General features: G+C 49.1%; 15 protein-coding genes and 1 tRNA gene. 8 read left to right on the forward strand and 8 right to left on the reverse strand.

The genetic code is table 11. The annotated features are described in order from the left end of the window. Positions 1-6 precede the first annotated feature (6 nt). Positions 7-843, forward strand: coding sequence for a restriction endonuclease (locus B5X72_RS07355; RefSeq protein ID WP_079716188.1), 837 nt, complete (start codon positions 7-9; stop codon positions 841-843). A 4-nt stretch (positions 844-847) separates the two neighbouring features. Beyond that, positions 848-1591 (forward strand): LOG family protein, encoded by a 744-nt coding sequence (locus B5X72_RS07360; RefSeq protein ID WP_079716189.1) that lies wholly within the window; start codon positions 848-850, stop codon positions 1589-1591. Between the two features lie 48 nt (positions 1592-1639). Here the strand turns inward: B5X72_RS07360 and B5X72_RS07365 are convergent, their stop codons facing one another. Together B5X72_RS07365 and B5X72_RS07370 are read right to left on the reverse strand one after the other, a co-directional pair. Further along, complete coding sequence (locus B5X72_RS07365) at positions 1640-3466, reverse strand: DNA polymerase III subunit gamma/tau (protein WP_079716190.1); 1827 nt, start codon at positions 3464-3466, stop codon at positions 1640-1642. A gap of 67 nt (positions 3467-3533) precedes the next feature. After that, a complete protein-coding gene (locus B5X72_RS07370) occupies positions 3534-4121 on the reverse strand; it encodes an RNA polymerase sigma factor (protein WP_079716191.1) in 588 nt (195 codons plus the stop codon). A 232-nt stretch (positions 4122-4353) separates the two neighbouring features. On the opposite strand from B5X72_RS07370, the gene B5X72_RS07375 reads away from it, so the two are divergent. The 4 genes from B5X72_RS07375 to B5X72_RS07390 all read left to right on the forward strand — a co-directional run bounded on the left by B5X72_RS07375 (position 4354) and on the right by B5X72_RS07390 (position 10003). Next, positions 4354-6795: an outer membrane beta-barrel protein gene (locus B5X72_RS07375; protein WP_176146124.1), complete on the forward strand. Its 2442-nt coding sequence runs from the start codon at positions 4354-4356 to the stop codon at positions 6793-6795. Between the two features lie 61 nt (positions 6796-6856). Continuing rightward, the gene (locus B5X72_RS07380; protein ID WP_079716193.1) at positions 6857-7201 is read left to right on the forward strand and encodes an ArsC family reductase; all 345 of its coding nucleotides are present in this window, start codon (positions 6857-6859) and stop codon (positions 7199-7201) included. Positions 7202-7222: 21 nt separating this feature from the next. Then, entirely contained in the window at positions 7223-9196 is a 1974-nt protein-coding gene (locus B5X72_RS07385) for a M1 family metallopeptidase (protein WP_079716194.1), read from the forward strand. Positions 9197-9265: 69 nt separating this feature from the next. Further along, positions 9266-10003, forward strand: coding sequence for a carboxypeptidase-like regulatory domain-containing protein (locus tag B5X72_RS07390; RefSeq protein ID WP_079716195.1), 738 nt, complete (start codon positions 9266-9268; stop codon positions 10001-10003). On the opposite strand, the gene B5X72_RS07395 is transcribed toward B5X72_RS07390, so the two are convergent. Then, positions 10000-10215: a dodecin family protein gene (locus B5X72_RS07395; protein ID WP_079716196.1), complete on the reverse strand. Its 216-nt coding sequence runs from the start codon at positions 10213-10215 to the stop codon at positions 10000-10002. The two genes, B5X72_RS07390 and B5X72_RS07395, sit on opposite strands and share 4 nt — an antisense overlap. A gap of 178 nt (positions 10216-10393) precedes the next feature. On the opposite strand from B5X72_RS07395, the gene B5X72_RS07400 reads away from it, so the two are divergent. Next, entirely contained in the window at positions 10394-11212 is an 819-nt protein-coding gene (locus tag B5X72_RS07400) for a helix-turn-helix domain-containing protein (RefSeq protein ID WP_079716197.1), read from the forward strand. 98 nt (positions 11213-11310) lie between these two features. Next, complete coding sequence (locus tag B5X72_RS07405; protein WP_079716198.1) at positions 11311-13818, forward strand: TonB-dependent receptor domain-containing protein; 2508 nt, start codon at positions 11311-11313, stop codon at positions 13816-13818. Between the two features lie 50 nt (positions 13819-13868). Here B5X72_RS07405 and B5X72_RS07410 read toward each other — a convergent pair. The 5 genes from B5X72_RS07410 to B5X72_RS07430 form a co-directional block, all read right to left on the reverse strand. Beyond that, positions 13869-13951 (reverse strand) — tRNA-Leu (locus B5X72_RS07410). 134 nt (positions 13952-14085) lie between these two features. Then, on the reverse strand, positions 14086-14991 hold the full coding sequence (locus B5X72_RS07415) for a Ppx/GppA phosphatase family protein (protein WP_079716199.1): 906 nt from the start codon (positions 14989-14991) through the stop codon (positions 14086-14088). A 6-nt stretch (positions 14992-14997) separates the two neighbouring features. After that, a complete protein-coding gene (ppk1, locus tag B5X72_RS07420; protein WP_079716200.1) occupies positions 14998-17064 on the reverse strand; it encodes a polyphosphate kinase 1 in 2067 nt (688 codons plus the stop codon). Between the two features lie 152 nt (positions 17065-17216). After that, positions 17217-18248 (reverse strand): Gfo/Idh/MocA family oxidoreductase, encoded by a 1032-nt coding sequence (locus B5X72_RS07425; RefSeq protein ID WP_079716201.1) that lies wholly within the window; start codon positions 18246-18248, stop codon positions 17217-17219. A gap of 15 nt (positions 18249-18263) precedes the next feature. Continuing rightward, on the reverse strand, positions 18264-18821 hold the full coding sequence (locus B5X72_RS07430; RefSeq protein WP_079716202.1) for a hypothetical protein: 558 nt from the start codon (positions 18819-18821) through the stop codon (positions 18264-18266). Between the last annotated feature and the right edge of the window lie 62 nt (positions 18822-18883).

Genomic DNA, 18883 nt, shown 5'->3' on the forward strand with positions numbered 1-18883 from the left:
CCGGCTATGCGTGTCAAGAAATATTCAGGCGAATTGGTTGCGTTTGACGTCAATCGTTTAAAAGGCTCGCTGTCCAAATCTGGGGCAGCGCCAGATGTCGTAAACGGGGTCTGGGATAGGATGAAAACGATGGTTTACGACGGGATGAGCACCGGTGAGCTTTACAAACTTGCTTTCCGCTTATTAAAAAGAGAGGCCGATTCTTTCGCTGCCCGCTATAGCCTTAAACGGGCACTCAAAGACCTGGGACCGGCGGGTTATTATTTTGAACAATGGGTAGCGCGCCTTTTCGAACACGCTCATTACCAAACCTTAACCAGCCAATTGCTGGTCGGCAACGCCGTAACCCACGAGGTGGATGTGGTGGCGCAAAAAGATGATGAGTTGCTATTGGTGGAATGTAAATTCCGTAATACGGAGGACGCGAAAATTACGGTTACGACCCCGATGTATTTCTTATCGCGGGTAAAGGATTTCGACAGCCGCGAATTTTCTTTCTTTGGCAGGCAACTCCGGTTTACAGCAGGCTGGCTGGTCACCAACGCGTATATGACAAGCGATTCCATCCGTTTTGCGCAATACTATGGGCTGAATCTCCTCGCTTGGGATTATCCGGAGGATAAAAGCATCAAACGCCGGGTGGATAACGCCGGCTTATACCCAGTCACGTGCCTGACGACCATCAACAAAACCGAAAAAGACCAGCTGCTGTCACGTAGTTGCATCTTGGTAAAAGATTTGCTTGCGGATAAAACACACCTGGAAACATTGGACTGCGGGCCGCGGAAAAAGAGAAGAATCATACAAGAAGCTACTGAATTGGTAAACCATTATAACACATGACACGATGAGCAATGCGTTTTTTAGGGAAGAAAAGAAATTTATGGAGGGCGCACGCGCCCGCTGGAAGGAATTTAAATATGTTGGCGGGGTGGTCATGCAGTTTCTCAAGGGCTTCAGAGGGCTGCATTTCATCGGTCCATGCGTCACCGTATTCGGCTCCGCCCGTTTTAAAGAAGACCACCCCTATTATGAACTGGCCCGTAAGGTGTCGGCCGAAATCGGCAAACTGGGTTTTGCCATCATGACCGGCGGTGGCCCCGGCATCATGGAGGCGGCAAACCGCGGCGCCAAAGATGTGGGGGCACTTTCTGTAGGGTGCAATATCCTGCTCCCACATGAGCAAAAACACAATCCCTACCTCGACCGGTTTGTGACCATGGAATATTTCTTTGTCCGCAAAGAACTTTTACGTAAATACTCCTTCGCCTTCGTGGTCCTGCCCGGCGGCTTCGGCACGCTGGACGAATTTTTTGAAACGCTAACGCTCATCCAGACCGGCAAAATCCAGCGGTTTCCGATTGTGGTGATGGGCGTTGGGTTCCATAAGGAAATCATCGCCCATGTACAGCGCATGATGGAGGAAGAGACCATCAGCCCCGAAGACATGGACCTCCTGCTCTTTACCGATTCGGTAGACGAGGTGGTAGCCCATATCCGGAAACATGCGGAAGGCTCGCCCAGTATCAAGCTGGAGCCGCCGAGAAAAGCAGCCTGGCTATTGGGTGAGCGGAAACTTAAACGCGCATGACTTTAGTGGCGCGATCACACCACTATACAGCGGATAAGGGTAATCGATTTATTCCAACCCCAGATTAAAGGCTTTCCGTAAGGTATCAAGTGCCGGATTCTTGGCCGCCATGGCCTGGTATTTTTCCTGCGCGGTATAGGGCTTGCGCGTGGAGTCATTGACAACGTGCTTGGGTATCAAATCAACGGCGAAATTTCGCAACTTGAAACGGAGCTCGTTGAGGATATCGATTTTTGAAGCATTCAATAAATCCAGCTGGATGGGATTTTCCACAACTACGCCTACCTGAAAATCGGGCAACAACTGCGGGGGATTGGCCGTCATCAGTGTAAACAGGTTAATTTTGTTTTCGGCTTTCAGCTTATCAGCGAAGGCATGCCAGTGTTTCAGCAACTCGTCATGGCTGAACGGCTCACGCTCATCACCTGTCAGCAGCTCGGGCTCATCTGTTTGCGCGGCCGCTTGTTTGTCGTCAAAGATGGTATTCAGATCGGGAATCACATTACTGAGCTTCACCGCTCCCCAGGACCGCTTTTTTTGGGAGTCTGGCGACGAGCGGTCGGTGACCGGCGGCTGCGGATCGGCGACCGGTGCACTGTGGACGGTGCTTGCGACGGCTGAAGCCGGTGCGGGAACGGCCTGCACTGGAGCGGTCGCAGCCTGCACCATGCCATTGACGGGCGTACCATTGGTGGGTGCGCCATTGGTGGGTGTTACAGACTCACTGGGCTTTTTTTTTTCAACCGCTACCGACGCGGCTCCGTTTTTTGCCAACTGGATGGCCGAGGCGATATGGCACATTTTCAGCAACGCTAATTCCACCTGGAGCCGTTGGTTTTTGCTGGTGCGGTAATTGATTTCGCATTGATTTGCGATATTCAATGCCGAAAGCAGCAAACCCGAAGACACCTGCTGGGATTGTTGCAAATATCGTTGGCGGATAGTATCACTGGTATCCAACAGCTTCAGCGTGGACGGCTCTTTCGCCACCAGTAAATCCCGGAAATGTGACCCTAACCCACCGATAAAATGGCTGCCATCGAAGCCGCGGGACAATATCTCATCGAGTATAAGCAATGCAGCCGGAGAGTCCTCCCCAATAACCGCGTCAGTAAGCCGGAAATAGTAATCATAATCGAGGATATTAAGGTTGTCAATAACCGCTTGGTAGGTCACCTGCTTGTTAGAGAAACTGACGATCTGATCGAACATGGATAGCGCATCCCGCAGACCGCCATCGGCTTTCTGTGCGATGACATGCAATCCGTCAGCGTCATACGACACCCCTTCTTTGGCAGCGATGGAAGCCAAGTGATTGGCCATATCCGCTACCTTGATGCGGTTGAAATCAAAGATCTGGCACCGCGAAAGGATAGTGGGCAGAATCTTATGCTTCTCCGTAGTGGCTAAAATAAAAATGGCATAGGAAGGCGGCTCTTCGAGTGTCTTCAGGAACGCATTGAATGCAGCCTGCGACAACATATGCACCTCATCGATGATGTATATCTTATACTTACCGGTCTGAGGCGGAATCCGCACCTGGTCGATCAGATTCCGGATGTCGTCTACCGAGTTATTAGACGCGGCATCCAGTTCGTGTATGCTGAAGGAGTTGCCGTTTTGAAACGACTTGCAGCTGTCGCATTCACCGCAGGCTTCAGTGTCATCCGACAAATGGCCGCAATTAATGGTCTTCGCCAGAATGCGTGCACAGGTGGTCTTTCCAACGCCCCGCGGACCACAGAACAAAAAGGCCTGCGCGAGTTGGTTGTTTTTTATGGCGTTTTTGAGGGTAACCGTTATATGCTGTTGACCAACTACGGTGTCAAACGTAGCTGGACGGTATTTACGGGCCGAAACGATAAAATTATCCATCGGTACGAAGATAGGGATTTAGCTCGAAACATACAGACCATCCGCTATTATTTGACAAAGATGGTACTCACGTCAGTTTATCGATGATGACGAGCAACATTAAATATGGAATGTATTCCTCGTCAATCTTAAGACGTAAATACTTCAATGAATTATTGATTTGTTTTTTGACGGTCTGGTCAGAAATATGGAGCCGTTCTGCGATTTCTTTGTAGGATAGGTGTTCTTTACGGCTCAACACAAATACTTCACGCATGCGCTTCGGAAGTTTTTCGATTTCGGCATCCAAGAGATTGGCTAACTCCTTAGCTCCAACCAACTGTTCTAAATTTACCACGGGATCTCCATAAAACTGGACGAGCTTATCCTCCACCTCCGTCCGTTTTACGTAATCCCGGAATCGCCTGAAAGCAAGATTCCGCGCCATGACAAATAAATACGCTTTGACCGTCTTTACGCCATCCAATTGCCTGCGAAGTTCCCAAAATGTCACAAACGTCTCTTGGACGATGTCTGCCGCATCATCCTGATCCGGCAAAATCCGGATGACGTATTTAAACAACGACTCCCAATGCGCGTCGTATATCTCGGAGAACACAGACTCGTCACCTGCCTTTAGCTGCCTTAATCGGATACGGTCTTTTTCCTTCGCCATGGAGGTATAAATGGGAATTAATTGGTTTTTACTCTCACAATGATACAAACTTTCACTCACCAAACAAAAAAATAGATGCAACAAAACGCCTATTGGCCAACGGCTATATCGTAGCGGTAAGCCAATCTGTTAACCATCATTTAACGTTTATTAACAACTTATAATCACTTAAACTGCTTTCTTTGCTAAAATATAGACTAAAACAACATTCATACTTCATCAGATGGCTACCATGGCACACAGATCGCTATCCGTTATCGGCTTACTCCTACTTGTTACTTTCTTCACATCGATGGCCCAGCAGAAAACGGCCGTTTTGCGCGGCACAGTTGTGGATTCGGCCGGTAATCAGGCCCTGGAATACGTGACGGTCAATATTCGTACGGATAGTGCAGCAATCAAAACCATCCTGACCGATGCCTCAGGCAAATTTGAGCTACCCGGCCTGGCGCCGGGGAAATATGTAGCCGCTTTTGTAGCCGTGGGCTATAAATCGAGAGAACTTCCGATTGAGCTGACTGCCGACATGCCAGAATTGGATTTGCGCAAAATCGAACTCTCGTCTGAAGCGGAGACGCTCGACGAGGTGGTCATCACGGCGACCCGCCCGATTGTCAAGCAGGATATAGACCGGCTGACATACGATGTGCAGGCTGACCCGGAAAGCAAAATACTCACCGCGTTGGATCTGATGCGAAAGGTACCCCTGCTCTCGGTGGATGGCGACGAGAATGTCTTGCTGCAAGGTAATGGCAACTACCGGATTTTCATCAATAACAAACCGTCCGACATGATCGCCCGCAATCCAAAAGAGGTGCTAAAGGCGATGCCCGCGGAGTCCATAGAAAAAATTGAAGTCATTACCACACCTCCGGCGAGGTATGAAAGCGAGGGGCTGGCAGGGATCATCAACATCATCACCAACAAAAACGTCGACAACGGCTACCGCGGATCGGTCAACCTCAATTACCGTGCGCCAGCAGGTGGACCGGGAGTTGGCGGGTCGGTAACCATCAAACAGGGCAAATTCGGCGCATCGGCCTACTTCGGAGGTAGCCTATCGCAGCGCCCACAGACCCAAAGCAACTATGAGCGGACAACCCACATAGGCCAACCCAATATTTTGCTTCAGAACGGCTTCAACGAAGGAACCAGCAATTTTACTTACCTGGGTACCGAGCTCAGCTATGATATCGACAGCCTAAACCTCATCACGGGAGAAATCGGCGTAAACCTGGGCCAGTTCGGCAACGATTTGAGCCAATTCTCCAACACCAGTACCTTTGACGGCGCACCCATTCAAGAATTCAACCTCTACAACAGGGGAAAAAGCCGTTGGGGAGGGTATCATGGCGGACTTAACTATCAAAAGGGCTTTAAACAAAATAAGGACCAACTACTTACCTTTTCCTACCGGTTTAGCAGCTACACAGATGCACAAGACAACCGCATGCGTATCACGGAAAGGTTCAACTACCAGGTACCGGATTACAACCAAACAAACGATGGCACGCAAGACGAACATACCGTCCAGCTTGATTACGTGCATCCCGTCAGCAAGCTGAATATCGAGGGCGGCGTCAAAGGTATTTTCCGATTGAACAACAGCGACTTCCGTTCGGCAAATTTTGATGAGGCGACCGGTTCGTTCGTTGAGGACCCCACGCAGACAAATACGTATGAAAACAACCAATACATCCTCAGTGCGTACAACTCCTACCAGTACAAGCTGGAAAAATGGGGATTCAGTGCCGGCCTGCGTGCCGAGCAGACTATCGTCAAAGCGGATTTTATTTCGAGCCATTCCAATGTCGACCAGAATTATTTCAATTTCATCCCTTCAATAGCCATCAATCACATACTCAAGCAAGGCAAGACCTTGAACCTAGGCTATACCCAGCGGGTACAGCGCCCGGGCATATGGAACCTTAATCCGTTTGTCGACCGCTCAAACCCCAACTTTGAGTATTCGGGGAACCCTGACCTAAGGCCCGTGCTGAATAACAACTTTAACCTGCGCTACAGCAGCTTCGGTAAAGCCAGCATCAACATTGGCCTGAACTACTCCTTCGCCAACAACACCATTCAGCGGCTTATCAACTACAACGCCGAAACCGGCGTCTCGCGATTCACATTTGAGAATATCGGCAAAGACCGATCACTCGGCACAAACATCAGCATCAATTACCCCATTACCAAAAAGCTCAATTTAAATGTAAGCGGCGATATGAGCTACATTTGGCTGGAAGGTATCGTTGACGGCGAGGAGACGCGCAACTCAGGCATGCGCGGATATATCTATGGAGGGTTGAGCTACATGCTTGACGATGGATGGCGCCTCAATGGCAATTTTAGCTACAGCACGCCCTACATCATGCTGCAAGGGCAAAGCAATGCCTTTCCGTACTATGGGATCAGTGCTTCCAAGGATTTGATCAAGGAAAAACTGAGCCTCTCGGGTTCGATATCCAATCCATTTAACAAATTCCGCAACTACATCAATGACATGGCCGGGCCCAGCTTCACGCAATCGTCATTTTCGCAGAATTACTACCGTTCTTTCAACATGAGCCTCTCCTACCGCTTCGGCCGGTTGAAAGATGAGATACGGAAAAACCGGCGCGGCATCAAAAATGACGACTCGGCCGGCGGTGGCCAGCAAGGTGGAAATTAAACTGGCTTTTTTTCGGGAATTTTGGATATAAATTTTAAGTTTGCTAGCATATAGTTCAATTATGCACGTTTACGGAATTAAAAATTGCAATACGGTAAAAAAAGCCCTATCGTGGCTGGAAGAAAACAATATCCCCTATACCTTCCATGATTTCAAGAAAGAAGGCGTTTCAGAAGCGAAACTCCATGCCTGGGAAGAACAGACCGGCTGGGAACGCTTGGTGAATAAACGGGGAACCACATGGCGGCAGCTTTCGCCAGCGGAACAAAGCGCCGTCGTTGATGCTGCCTCCGCCAATCAGCTCATGCGCACCAAAACCAGTGTCATCAAGCGGCCCGTCATCGAAAGCCCGAAGGGTATCATTTTGGGGTTTGACGAAACGGAGTACAACGCCAAACTAAAATAGTCCATAACAAACTCAACACATATGAATAAATCGGTTATATCGAGTATTATCGGCGCAGCATTGCTGGCGGCCGTATTGCCGTCAACGGTGCATTCGCAGGCCGTGGAAAGCAAATACGATTACAAAGAGGCCTTTAATCCTTTTTTCTACAAAAACAATGGCAATGAGTACCGCTCAGCAAGTGGAATGCCGGGACCCAAATACTGGCAGAACGCCGTTGATTACAAAATTTCAGCCAAACTGGATGACAACACCCATGAAATCACAGCGACCGTGACCATGGAATATACCAACAATAGTCCGGATGAACTGGAATTTATCTGGTTACAGCTCGATCAAAATATGTTTTCGCAGGAAGGCCGCGGACACCTCATTGTCCCACTGACCAGAAGCCGGTATGGCGATGCCCAATCGGATTTCGATGGCGGTTACGACATCAAATCCGTTAAATTCGGCAATGGCAATGATGCCGAGCACCTCATCACCGATACGCGCATGCAGGTACTGCTACCGGAACCATTGCAACCCAATGGCGGCAAAACAACCATCCGCATTGATTATTCTTATGTGGTACCCACGCACGGTGCAGACCGCACGGGCGTATTGGAAACACAGAACGGCAAAATTTTCGCTATCGCGCAGTGGTTTCCAAGGGTAGCGGTATACGATGACATCCTCGGTTGGAATGTGCAGCCTTATACGGGCCCTGGTGAATTCTACCTCGAATACGGCAACTATGAAGTGGATATCACCGCTCCGGCCAACCACATCGTCGTTATGGGTGGCGAGCTTCTCAACGCTGCAGAAGTTTACACCGCCGAACAGGTAAAGCGGCTGGAACAGGCGAAAAAGAGCGACAAAACTGTGATCATCCGCTCGGCAGAGGAAGTGACACAACCGGCTTCCCGTCCGCAGGGCAAAAAGGAGCTGACCTGGAAGTTCAGGCTCGATAAGTCGCATGACGTAGCGTGGGCATCGTCGCCTGCGTTTATCGTAGATGGCGCGAAAATCAATCTCCCCAGCGGCAACAGCTCGTTGGCGCTATCGGCCTATCCGGTAGAAAGCAACGGTGGCAATGCCTGGGAGCGTTCTACGGAATACACCAAGGCGTCCATCGAATTTTACTCAAAAATACTGATGGAATATCCCTATCCGGTGGCCGTAAACGTGGCGGCAGATATCGGCGGCATGGAATATCCGGGCATCGTTTTTTGCAGCTTCAAATCCAAGGGCGCAGGGCTCTGGGGGGTGACTGATCATGAATTTGGCCATATCTGGTTTCCGATGATTGTGGGTAGCAACGAGCGCTTACATGCGTGGATGGATGAAGGCTTCAATACGTTTATCAACGATTTGTCTACCGAAGCGTTCAACAACGGTGAATATTACCGCCCCATGGGCGATGCCAATCGGTTGGCACAGGCGCTTACTCGGCCCGATCTTGAGCCGGTAATGAGCGCCCCGCAGAATATGCAGGAGCGCAACATCGGCATGTTGGCCTACCTTAAGCCCGGCTATGGCCTGCGGTTGCTCCGCAATGAGATCCTTGGCCCCGAGCGATTTGACCGTGCGTTTAAAGCCTATCTTCACCGTTGGGCATACAAGCACCCCACACCGGATGATTTTTTCCGCACCATCGAAAACGTGGCGGGCGAAAACCTCAACTGGTTCTGGCGTGGATGGTTCCAGTACAACTGGCGGTTTGACCAAGCGGTACGCAATGTGGTATATTATGACAATGACCCCAGCAAGGGCGTGCTTATCACCGTTGATAACCTCGAAAAACTGCCCATGCCCATCGTAGCGGATATCACCACGAAGAGCGGAACTACGCACCGCGTGAAATTGCCCGTGGAAGTATGGGAGCGCAACGCGACATGGACCTTCAGATACCCAACCACCGAAGAGGTAACCGCCGTACAACTGGATCCGGACAAAGTGTATCCTGACCATAATCCGGATAACAACCGTTGGGAAGCCCCTAACGCACAATAGATAAAATAGAAATAGATAATAGACAAATTGCCCACTATGCAGTGCTCGAAATTAAGACTCAGATTCCATATGGCCAGGCTCTTAATCAGGGCACTGCATATCATACTCATGGCGATCATCGCGCATACCGTAGCAGCACAGGACACTGTGCTCACCGGTTATGTACTGGAACTAAACAGTGGAGAACCCCTCCCCTACGTAGAAATCAAAAACCTGAACACCGGTAAACTGGCAGAAAGCTCGGCGGATGGAAAGTTCACTATTCCCGTCAAGAAAAATGAGCGATTGCAATTTGAGTACCCCGGCTACCGTACAGATACGCTTGTGGTCATTGAATTTGATATAAAGCGGGTATATATGACTCCCGATGGCAGTGCAATCCAGATTGACGAGGTACAGATACAGGCGATGACCGACAGCCGCCTGGCAACGGAAATCGAACGTGCCCGGAAAGAAGGGCAGGTTGCCGAAACGTCCCAACACCGGGGTGGACTGCGTCTCTCGCCATCTCGCTGGCTGGGGCAGGAAGGCCGGCAGGCCCGGCTACGCTACCGGTTGTTGCTCGCTGAGCAGGAACGTCGCAAAATCGATGCCCGCTTCACCCCGGAGGCGGTCATGGCTGTCACCCCCCTTAAAGGCGAGGAGCTGGAATTGTACATGACCAAGTACCGGCCCACCGTCGAATTTTTAGCTGCGGCAGACGAATCTGATCTACGCCTGTATATTATGGATACGTATGCTAAATTCAAGGAACTGACCCCCAAGCAGCGCGCGGAGATAAAAATTCCTAAACGGGATAACCCTTAATGCGTTTCACTTCGGTCGACCCGGAACGAAACTTTGCATATAGCACCATAGGATGTGATTTCACCATCCTTTACATGTACCTTGAAATCTTTAACGTATACCGAGTCAATATTTTTCACGGTCGCTGACACCTCCTTTACCGCGCTACGGATGGCGTCGTCGAAACTGGAATCTGAAGAGGCGATAACCTCAATTACTTTTACAATAGCCATAATGTTTCTCCTTTGGTTTTTTTACCTTTCAATTAAGATACTAACAAACCTGCAAAAACGTTGTTTCGCAAAAGAGACAATGGAGTTTGCTTTTCTACATGCCTTTCTAACTGACTAAAAATCGGATGGTTGCCGGCATATAAGCACCGACATACACAACACAGAATTTCAACTCGCCATGCTTGAAGTAAAAAACAAAATCGAAGGTTATCAATATATCAAAATCGCGAGATTTAAGAAAGATATCCGCCGCACTGCACCGCATAGGCACAACAGTTATATGGAATTCATATTTCTCACGAAAGGTGGCGGCATCCACACCATCGACGGGAGACCCTACAACGTGACACCGCCGGTGCTGTTTATCGTTCGCCAAGAAGAAGTGCATCACTGGGCGCTGGAGGGCGAGCCTGAAGGCTACGTCATGATTATTAAGCAACCGTACGTCGACAACAGCCTGGATAGGGCTTTGAAGGCCCTGCTTTTAAGGCTAAGTGGGCATGTGCGTATACCGATAACCATGCCGGATAGCTTGGTTTCACTTTGCGACTTGCTGCTTGTTGAGTGGCAGTACGGACCGACAGTTTCCCTCGGCGGCGAAATCATGGAAGGCTTGCTGAAAGCACTGCTGGCCAAAATACTTCAACAAGCCCCGTCGGAACGACCGAGGCACATAAACGCCGTTGACACCTTCCAGCGTTTCGAGGCGCTTCTTGGCGAGACCGAAACGTTACAAAACAGCGTGGCGCATTACGCCGAGCTGTTGAACACAACGCCACAAAACCTCAATACCGCTTGCCGGAAGGCGGTCGGTGATTCTGCAACTTCCGTATTGGCTCGGCATATCGTGAATGAAGCCAAACGCCTGCTGCTTTACACGGACATGACCTTGGGCGAAATAGCTGCTCAGCTGGACTTCGGGGATAACTCGCATTTTATCAAATATTTTAAGCGGCATACCGGTATGACACCGCATGCTTTCCGCCGTACCGGCTAATCATTTAGTGTATCGTTTTATACCGTGCTATTTTCAAATCGACCGCATTCGCGGAGCACAAGGCACTTATCTTTGCGGCGGAAAAAATACGATTCACTATGAAATTGATGCTGAATACCGGCAATGTGCTCCGGGCAGCCCTCACCCGTCTGACGTTCGATGTGGCATTAGCCGGCTTCTTATTTTCGCTGGCAACGGTACCGGCATTTGCGCAAACGGGATCTATTGCGGGAGTCGCATTTGACCAGACGGCGGGGACGCCGCTGGGGTTTGTCAGCGTGTCATTGCATCAAGCTGGTGACTCGGCGCTGGTCGACGGGCAACTCTCCGATACAACAGGCACCTTCAAGTTTGACCGGCTGAAACAGGGCAGTTACTTCGTTCGCCTGCAGTTTCTGGGCTATAATCCGACTGAATCTGCGCAGGTAACCGTGACCGGCAACCAGCACATCGAGCTGGGCCGGATTGGATTGGAAGCGAACCCGCTGCTCCTCAATGAAGTGGAGGTAACCGGACAGCAGTTGCAAAGTATAAATAAGATAGATAAGCAGGTTTATAAAGCCGAACAATTCCAGGCTGCCAAAGGAGGCACAGCCATCGATGTAATCCGTAACATGCCCGCAGTCTCGGTGGACGGACAGGGCCAGATTACACTCCGTGGTGCGCAAGGGTTTCTGGTATTGATTAATGGCAAGCCCGTACAGACGGATGCCGCCACGATGCTGAGTCAACTACCGGCAAACCAGGTAGAGCACATCGAATTGATTACCTCCCCTTCAGCCAAATATGACCCCGATGGCAGGGGCGGCATCATTAACATCACCACTAAAAAAGGGGTTGACGACGGATTTGCACTTTTGGCGAACCTACAGGGAGGCCTGCCTTCCATAGAAGACTATGGGAACCCGGAAAGCCAACAGCGCTACGGTGCGGATGTGACAGTCAATTACCGGAAACGCGAGTGGGATATATCGGCAAGCGCTAACTACCTACGCAACGATAATGCGGGCCTCCGAGACGGTGATGTATACACGGTGATCGGCGATCGGAAGACGTCATTTCCGTCCTACGGAGAGCGCAGCTTTGACAAATACAACTACGGCGGCCGGTTCAATGTAAGCTACACGCCCGATAAACGCAACCAATTTTCCTTGGGCTTTTTCGCCGGCCATAAATTTCAAGATCGGACGGCTGATATCAATTACAACAACGTCACTACAGACCTAATAACGGGTGCAACCATCGGCCAAAGGCAATACTTCAATGCCAACCTTCAACGTAAGCAGGGCAATTTCATGCTGGGTAATTTTGATTATACCCACAGCTTTGGGGACGGTTCGTCATTAAGTTTCTCCACGCTTTATGAACGGGCCAATCTGTACGGATCAACCCTGAACCGCAATATTGAGTTGTCTGATACCGTCCAAAATACGGTAAGCACCTACCGGAATCCGCTTGACGGGATCCGTAGCAAAATCGACTTTTCTACCCCTGTCTGGAATGGCGTATGGGAAACCGGCTATCAATACCGACGGGATGCGCAAGATGGCAGGTTTATCTACGAGGTTAAGGAAGCGGGCGACTTGGATTTCGCAGCCGTACCGGAATTCAGTGGCGATGTCGTCGCGGTCAACCAGATTCACTCCGTCTATACGCAATATTCGGGCAACAGTGGTAAGCTGGCATACATGGGCGGTCTGCGCTATGAGTATGCAAACCGGGATTTGCGGGTCCGCTCACTGGGCGACGACGACTATGTGCTGAACCTACATAACCTTTTCCCTTCAGCAAGCGTCTTGTACACGATTGACGACCGCTGGAAAGTCAAAGGTGGGCTAAGCCGCCGGGTGCAACGGACCAGTAATTTTGAGCTAAACCCAATTCCCGAACGGGAACATTCTGAAACGCTCGAGCAGGGCGATGCAAACCTACTGCCTGAATTTATATACCTGGCTGAACTGGGCATCGTGCGGGATTTTAAGGGCGGCTCTGTCTTTACCACCGTTTATTTCCAGGATATCCAAAATCCTATCCAGCGCGTCAACAGTGTGTTTGCCGATACCATCCTGAATCGCGTTTTCACCAACGCCGATAGGGCGGTCCGGGCAGGTGTAGAGCTTGGCATCAATTACAATCCGGTAAAATGGGCCCAACTTTACCTTGGATCCAACGCATACCGGAGTACAACGCGTGGGGTAGTGCTCGATTACGCAGACGAAATGGAGAACCAAGCGTGGGTATATGCCATCAACGGAAATGCAAACTTCCAGCTAACTCAGCAGTTCAGTATCCAGGGCAATGTAAACTATTTATCTGCCCGGCCAACGGTGCAAGGGGAAGATTCCCGGTTCCTTTCGCCCAATCTATCGTTGAAACACACGTTTTTCGACGGCGCCCTCACTGCGCTTGTGCAATGGCAGAACATCGGGATGGGACTCTTGCCTAGCAACGAACAACGGATTACGACCTGGGCACCTGATTTCTACACGACAACAAATTACATTTATGAGACTGACGTGATTATGCTCAACCTCTCGTTTAACCTAAACAGGCTGACCCGTCAGCTCAGGCTTCCCGGAAGTGAATTTGGCGAAAAAGAATTCTAAGTTGCATAAAAACAAAAACACCCCTGCTTTCGCAGCGGTGTTCTTCGTTGTGCGGAAGAGCAGATTCGAACTGCCACGCCCGTAGGGCGCCACCCCCTCAAGATGGTGCGTCTACCAATTTCGCCACTTCCGCAGAGGATTTTTTACTGGCGCAAACTTAGATAAAATTGTATTGATATGCAAGTTTAAAGAAACTGCATATAAAACAATTTTGCCGTTCGCTTATCTGCCGCCAAAAGACATGTTTGCCGGTTGAGAAAACGTAATTTATCGGCTAATTGCTGTCTCTTGCAAAGTTGGCAAAAGGTGTTTGTCAATCAATGTTTGGATAATTCCATCTACCAGCCCCACCCTGGGCACAATAATCTGCCGTAAGTGGCCGTACTTCATCAAGGTAAGGAAAATCTCGCATGCGGGAATGATGACATCTGCACGGTCATTGTTTAAGCCTAACACATTGATTCGGTCTTTCAGCGAAAACGAACTGAGGTACTCATACAGCGATTTCAATTTGGCATAAGAAATAGGCTTGTCCTCCTTATCACTCGCCAGCCTTGATAGCTTGTTGATGTTGCCGCCAGTGCCGATGCCATAAACCGCTTTAAACATACGGGTATGCGTTTTTACCCAGGTTTTCATTTCTTCCCAGGTTTCCTCTTTATCTTGGTTGTCTAAGATACGGATGGTACCGATGTTGAACGATGCAGAAGCGACGAGTTTGGTATCGGCAAAGACCGACAGCTCCGTGCTGCCTCCGCCCACATCGATATACAAATATGCTTTTTTGTTTCCGAGGTGCTGCTCGATGTGACTACTGTAAATAATCCGGGCTTCTTCGCTCCCATCGATAATTTGCAGGTCAATCCCGGTATCCTTGATTTCGTTGACCAAAACGCTGCCGTTTTCAGCTTCGCGCATGGCCGAGGTGGCACAGGCCATGTATTCACTTACTCGATATACATCCATCAGATTGCGAAATGCCGACATCGTCTTCACCAAATCCACCGCTTTTGGCTCAGATATCTTACGGTCGATAAAAGCGTCGTCGCCAAGGCGCAATGGCACCCGCACCAAGGTGTTTTTTTTGAATGATACGATGTCATTGTTTTGAATAATATCGGCTATCAATAGCCTCACTGCATTCGATCCGATGTCTATAGCTGCGTACCTCACGATTGATTATGATTTATATTTCAGATAATTGTAAATGTCCTCCTGTGCGCGATGCCTGATTTTGCTTTTGGCACCGATGTATCGGTTATTATTCAGTTGGTTTATTTCACGAGCTTTGCTATTGTCTTTCAGTTGGATGTCGATGATGTCGCGAATTTCTTTTCGGACACGTGCGTCGACAATCGGAAACGCCACCTCTACCCGGCGATCGATGTTGCGGGTCATCATATCAGCAGACGACAGGTAAATCAACTCCTCTCCCCCATTGCCAAATATCCATACGCGTGCATGCTCCAGATAACGGTCTACAATGCTCCTCACGGTGATACGCTCGCTAAAACCAGCTTGCCCAGGCACCAGGCAGCACATGCCTCGTACGATGAGCTGAATGGTCACCCCCGCGTTATTGGCTTCATAAAGCTTCTCAATCACTCCTTCATCGGACAAGCTGTTCATCTTTAAAATCATGTAACCCCGTTTTCCGGATTTCGCGATTGTTATTTCGTTGGCGATCAGTTGATACAATCGCTGGCGGGTTTCCAAAGGCGAGGTGATGATGGTCTTATACCCGCGATGGAACGTCTGCTTTTCCAGCCCCTTGAAAAGACGTCTCAAATCTTTTGTAATCAACGGGTTGACGGTAAACAAACTGTGATCGCAGTAGATCTTGGCTGTTTTCTCGTTGAAATTGCCCGTAGCCAGGTTGGCATAATAGACCAATCCACGCTTTTCACGGCGCGCAACGAGGCAGATCTTCGCGTGCACCTTATACTGGACGACGCCAATATTTACATTCACGCCTCCCTCCTCCAGCCGATTACGCCAATAGATATTTGCCTCTTCATCAAAACGGGCCTTCAGCTCCAATAAACAGTTGACCTTTTTACCATTTTGTGCAGCATTGATGAGTGCATTGATGACACTGGAGTTTTCGGCCAACCGGTACAGACAGATATTGATTTCCTTAACCTTGGGATCTATCGCTGCCTCCCGTAAGAAATGGACGATATAGTCGAAAGATTGGTAGGGCAAGCTCACCAAGTAATCACGTTGCGCCATTTGGCTAAATATGCTTCGGCCTAAATCCATGTTGCTGACACGCAATTGGGGCATGGGCGGGTATTCCAATAATGGACCGCCTACATTTGGAAAATCGACAAAATCTTTAAAGTTGTGGTACCGGCCGCCCGGAATGAGTGCTTCCGGGTCCAATAGCATACGAGAAACCAAATAATTAAGTGCATCCAACGGTATGTCGCTGTCGTACAGCAACCGCATAGGCCGCCCTTTGTCCCGCCGTTGCAGGCTGTGCAACAAGGCGTCTACAAATTTTTCGCTCATGTTGGCATCAATGTCCAACTCGGCATCGCGTGTAAGCTGTATGCTGTACGCCTCTATGGTGTCGTACTCAAAGATGAAAAACAGGTCATCCAAGCAGTATCGGATAATATCATCCAGCAAGATAATAAACTTCAGCCCCCTGTTTTCGGGCAATATCAGGAAGCGCGACATGATCGTGGTGGGTATTTCGACGAGCGCATACCTGATTTTTTTACGGAAGGTCAGCTTTACGATAAAGTAAATGTGCCTATCTTTCAATTCGGGAAACGGCTTTGTCGCATTGTCGGTTTCCAGCATAATGGGAACAAGCGTGGGCAATACATGCCGTCGAAAATATTCCCGCACATAACTACCCCGTGCGACATTCAGCTGTTGTTCATTGATGATGAAAATCTTCTGTGCTTCCAGCTCTTTGATAATTTCCTGTTCGTAGAGGTAGTCAAACCTCTTCTCGAGCCGGACCACGATATTTTTAATATCGTTTAAGATTTTCTTCGGGTTGAACCCGAGCATGGTCTTGGTTTTGTTGTTTATATCTACCAGACGGTTAAGCGTTGCCACCCTTACGCGGTAGAACTCATCCAGATTGGAAGAAAAAATAGCCAAAAACCGGAGCCGTTCTATCAACGGAACTGTCTTGTCTGCAGCCTCCTGCAGCACCCGCTCGTTGAAATACAACCAACTTAGCTCTCGGTTTATTAGGGGGAATTTTCGCTTCACAACTGTTAACATACGGCCGTCTTAAGTTAATGGGCCAATAATAACAATGCAAAGTTTTGTTAGTGTTAATCGTGTGTTAATTCACCATGACCAAACATCGTATTGATAATAGGCTTCACGTTTTTGACGGCGGAATTTACTATACTTGATTTCATTCGCTACGGTCACCCGTTCCAGGCCGGCTGCTCCAGGATTTCCATTTGCCAAAGGATTTCCTCTGGTTTGACCGGGAAGGGCTCTCCTTTCCGTATTTGTGCATATACGGCATTGAACAGATCATTATAATCGCCTTTCAATGCTTCCCGATAGCGCATTTCGCGGTCGCCGTTCGGTTTAATAAGGGTAATCAATCCCTCTTTTCCCGGAGGCTCTATTCCGTACCCCGGATCTTTCGGGGAAATCCCCCCTTGCAACTGATCTTCCTGCACATCTGCCCGTACTTTTTGGAACGAACCTTTCGTGCCATGTAGTACATACGCTGGCAAGGGATTGGCCACCAATAGACTGGCGTGGATAAATACGGTAAATCCTTTGGGGTAGGTAAGCACAAGCGTGGAAAAATCATCCACCTCCGAACCTGGGCGATGACTGGACACTATTTTTATGCTCTTTTCCGGCTTTCCGAACAAGCTAATCACTTGATCAAGCAGGTGGGGGCCTAAGTCATATAAAACTCCGCTCCCTGGAATCTTTTGTTCTTTGAAGGTTTTGGGGCTTTTCTCCATACGGTATCGATCGAACCGCACATGCAATTCGATCAACTCTCCCAATGTCTGGCGTTCAACCACACGTTTAAGCAATTTAAAGTCGCTATCCCAACGACGGTTTTGGAAAACCATCACATGCTTGCCCACTTCCTTACTTAAGTTGAACAGCCGTCTAGCATCATCGCTGTTGGGGGCGAATGGCTTTTCTACCAAGATATGCTTTCCTGCCTTTAATGCTTGTGTCGCATAGTCTACATGGGTGTCGTTGGGCGTATTAACGATGACAAGCTCTATCTTTTCATCATTGAGCAATTCTTCTACCGAATTGTAACTGATAACGGACGGATATCGTTGATGTGCCCGTTTTTCATGCCGCTCCACCACAGCTCGCAATTCAAACCGCGATTTTTCGTGAATGAATGGCGCATGAAAGACTCTCCCCGACATCCCATACGACAAAATACCGGTGACAATGCTTTTTTTTGACATGGCAATACTTGTTTATCAGTGATGAGCCCCGTGATCAGCTTTGCCGCCCGAAAGTGCAAAAACCTCTTCTACCGCTGGTAACTTCTCGTGGGCGTATGTCCTCAACGTTTTAGCGGTATTCCGTTCGGCTCGCCTCAATTGCTCTAAAATAGTACCTTGCTCATGCTGAACATGCGCAATGTAGGCTTCGCTGCTGAAACTTCCCAAACTGTCAGTTGAAAAATGATGTGGCACCGAAAAACCAGGCATCCCCGGATCCGGCAGCACCACAAAATGAACTTCGGCAAGGCTTTCCAACTCCGGAATCATCCCTTCATAGGTTTCAATAACCTTTGCCGCCAATTCCTTCGCTGCTGAGGAAGCGGGCGCCGATTGCACATACGTGGCCAATTGAGTTTCAAACTTGGCCTTTTCATGTAACAACTTAAAAAAGACGTATCCATCCGTATCGACGTCCGTTTCATTGTTGTAAAGCACTGCCCGGCTGACAGGTTCCCCCGCATGCCTTGTACAGGAACTTATTGCTACAACTAAAGACAACCCCGCAATCCTGGAAATGTGTTTAAAGTTCATACACTATAAATTTTTAAAAGGCTACACTATTTGTTTATTTGAAGCAACAAACATAGCTAAAA

The organism is Parapedobacter luteus (assembly GCF_900168055.1).
Classification (GTDB): Bacteria; Bacteroidota; Bacteroidia; order Sphingobacteriales; family Sphingobacteriaceae; genus Parapedobacter; species Parapedobacter luteus.

Coding starts and splice junctions, on each gene's coding strand:
- B5X72_RS07355 (WP_079716188.1), top strand. CDS start 7: ATGCGTGTCAAGAAATATTCAGGCGAATTGGTTGCGTTTGACGTCAAT.
- B5X72_RS07360 (WP_079716189.1), top strand. CDS start 848: ATGAGCAATGCGTTTTTTAGGGAAGAAAAGAAATTTATGGAGGGCGCA.
- B5X72_RS07365 (WP_079716190.1), bottom strand. CDS start 3,466: ATGGATAATTTTATCGTTTCGGCCCGTAAATACCGTCCAGCTACGTTT.
- B5X72_RS07370 (WP_079716191.1), bottom strand. CDS start 4,121: ATGGCGAAGGAAAAAGACCGTATCCGATTAAGGCAGCTAAAGGCAGGT.
- B5X72_RS07375 (WP_176146124.1), top strand. CDS start 4,354: ATGGCACACAGATCGCTATCCGTTATCGGCTTACTCCTACTTGTTACT.
- B5X72_RS07380 (WP_079716193.1), top strand. CDS start 6,857: ATGCACGTTTACGGAATTAAAAATTGCAATACGGTAAAAAAAGCCCTA.
- B5X72_RS07385 (WP_079716194.1), top strand. CDS start 7,223: ATGAATAAATCGGTTATATCGAGTATTATCGGCGCAGCATTGCTGGCG.
- B5X72_RS07390 (WP_079716195.1), top strand. CDS start 9,266: ATGGCCAGGCTCTTAATCAGGGCACTGCATATCATACTCATGGCGATC.
- B5X72_RS07395 (WP_079716196.1), bottom strand. CDS start 10,215: ATGGCTATTGTAAAAGTAATTGAGGTTATCGCCTCTTCAGATTCCAGT.
- B5X72_RS07400 (WP_079716197.1), top strand. CDS start 10,394: ATGCTTGAAGTAAAAAACAAAATCGAAGGTTATCAATATATCAAAATC.
- B5X72_RS07405 (WP_079716198.1), top strand. CDS start 11,311: ATGAAATTGATGCTGAATACCGGCAATGTGCTCCGGGCAGCCCTCACC.
- ppk1 (WP_079716200.1), bottom strand. CDS start 17,064: ATGTTAACAGTTGTGAAGCGAAAATTCCCCCTAATAAACCGAGAGCTA.
- B5X72_RS07425 (WP_079716201.1), bottom strand. CDS start 18,248: ATGTCAAAAAAAAGCATTGTCACCGGTATTTTGTCGTATGGGATGTCG.
- B5X72_RS07430 (WP_079716202.1), bottom strand. CDS start 18,821: ATGAACTTTAAACACATTTCCAGGATTGCGGGGTTGTCTTTAGTTGTA.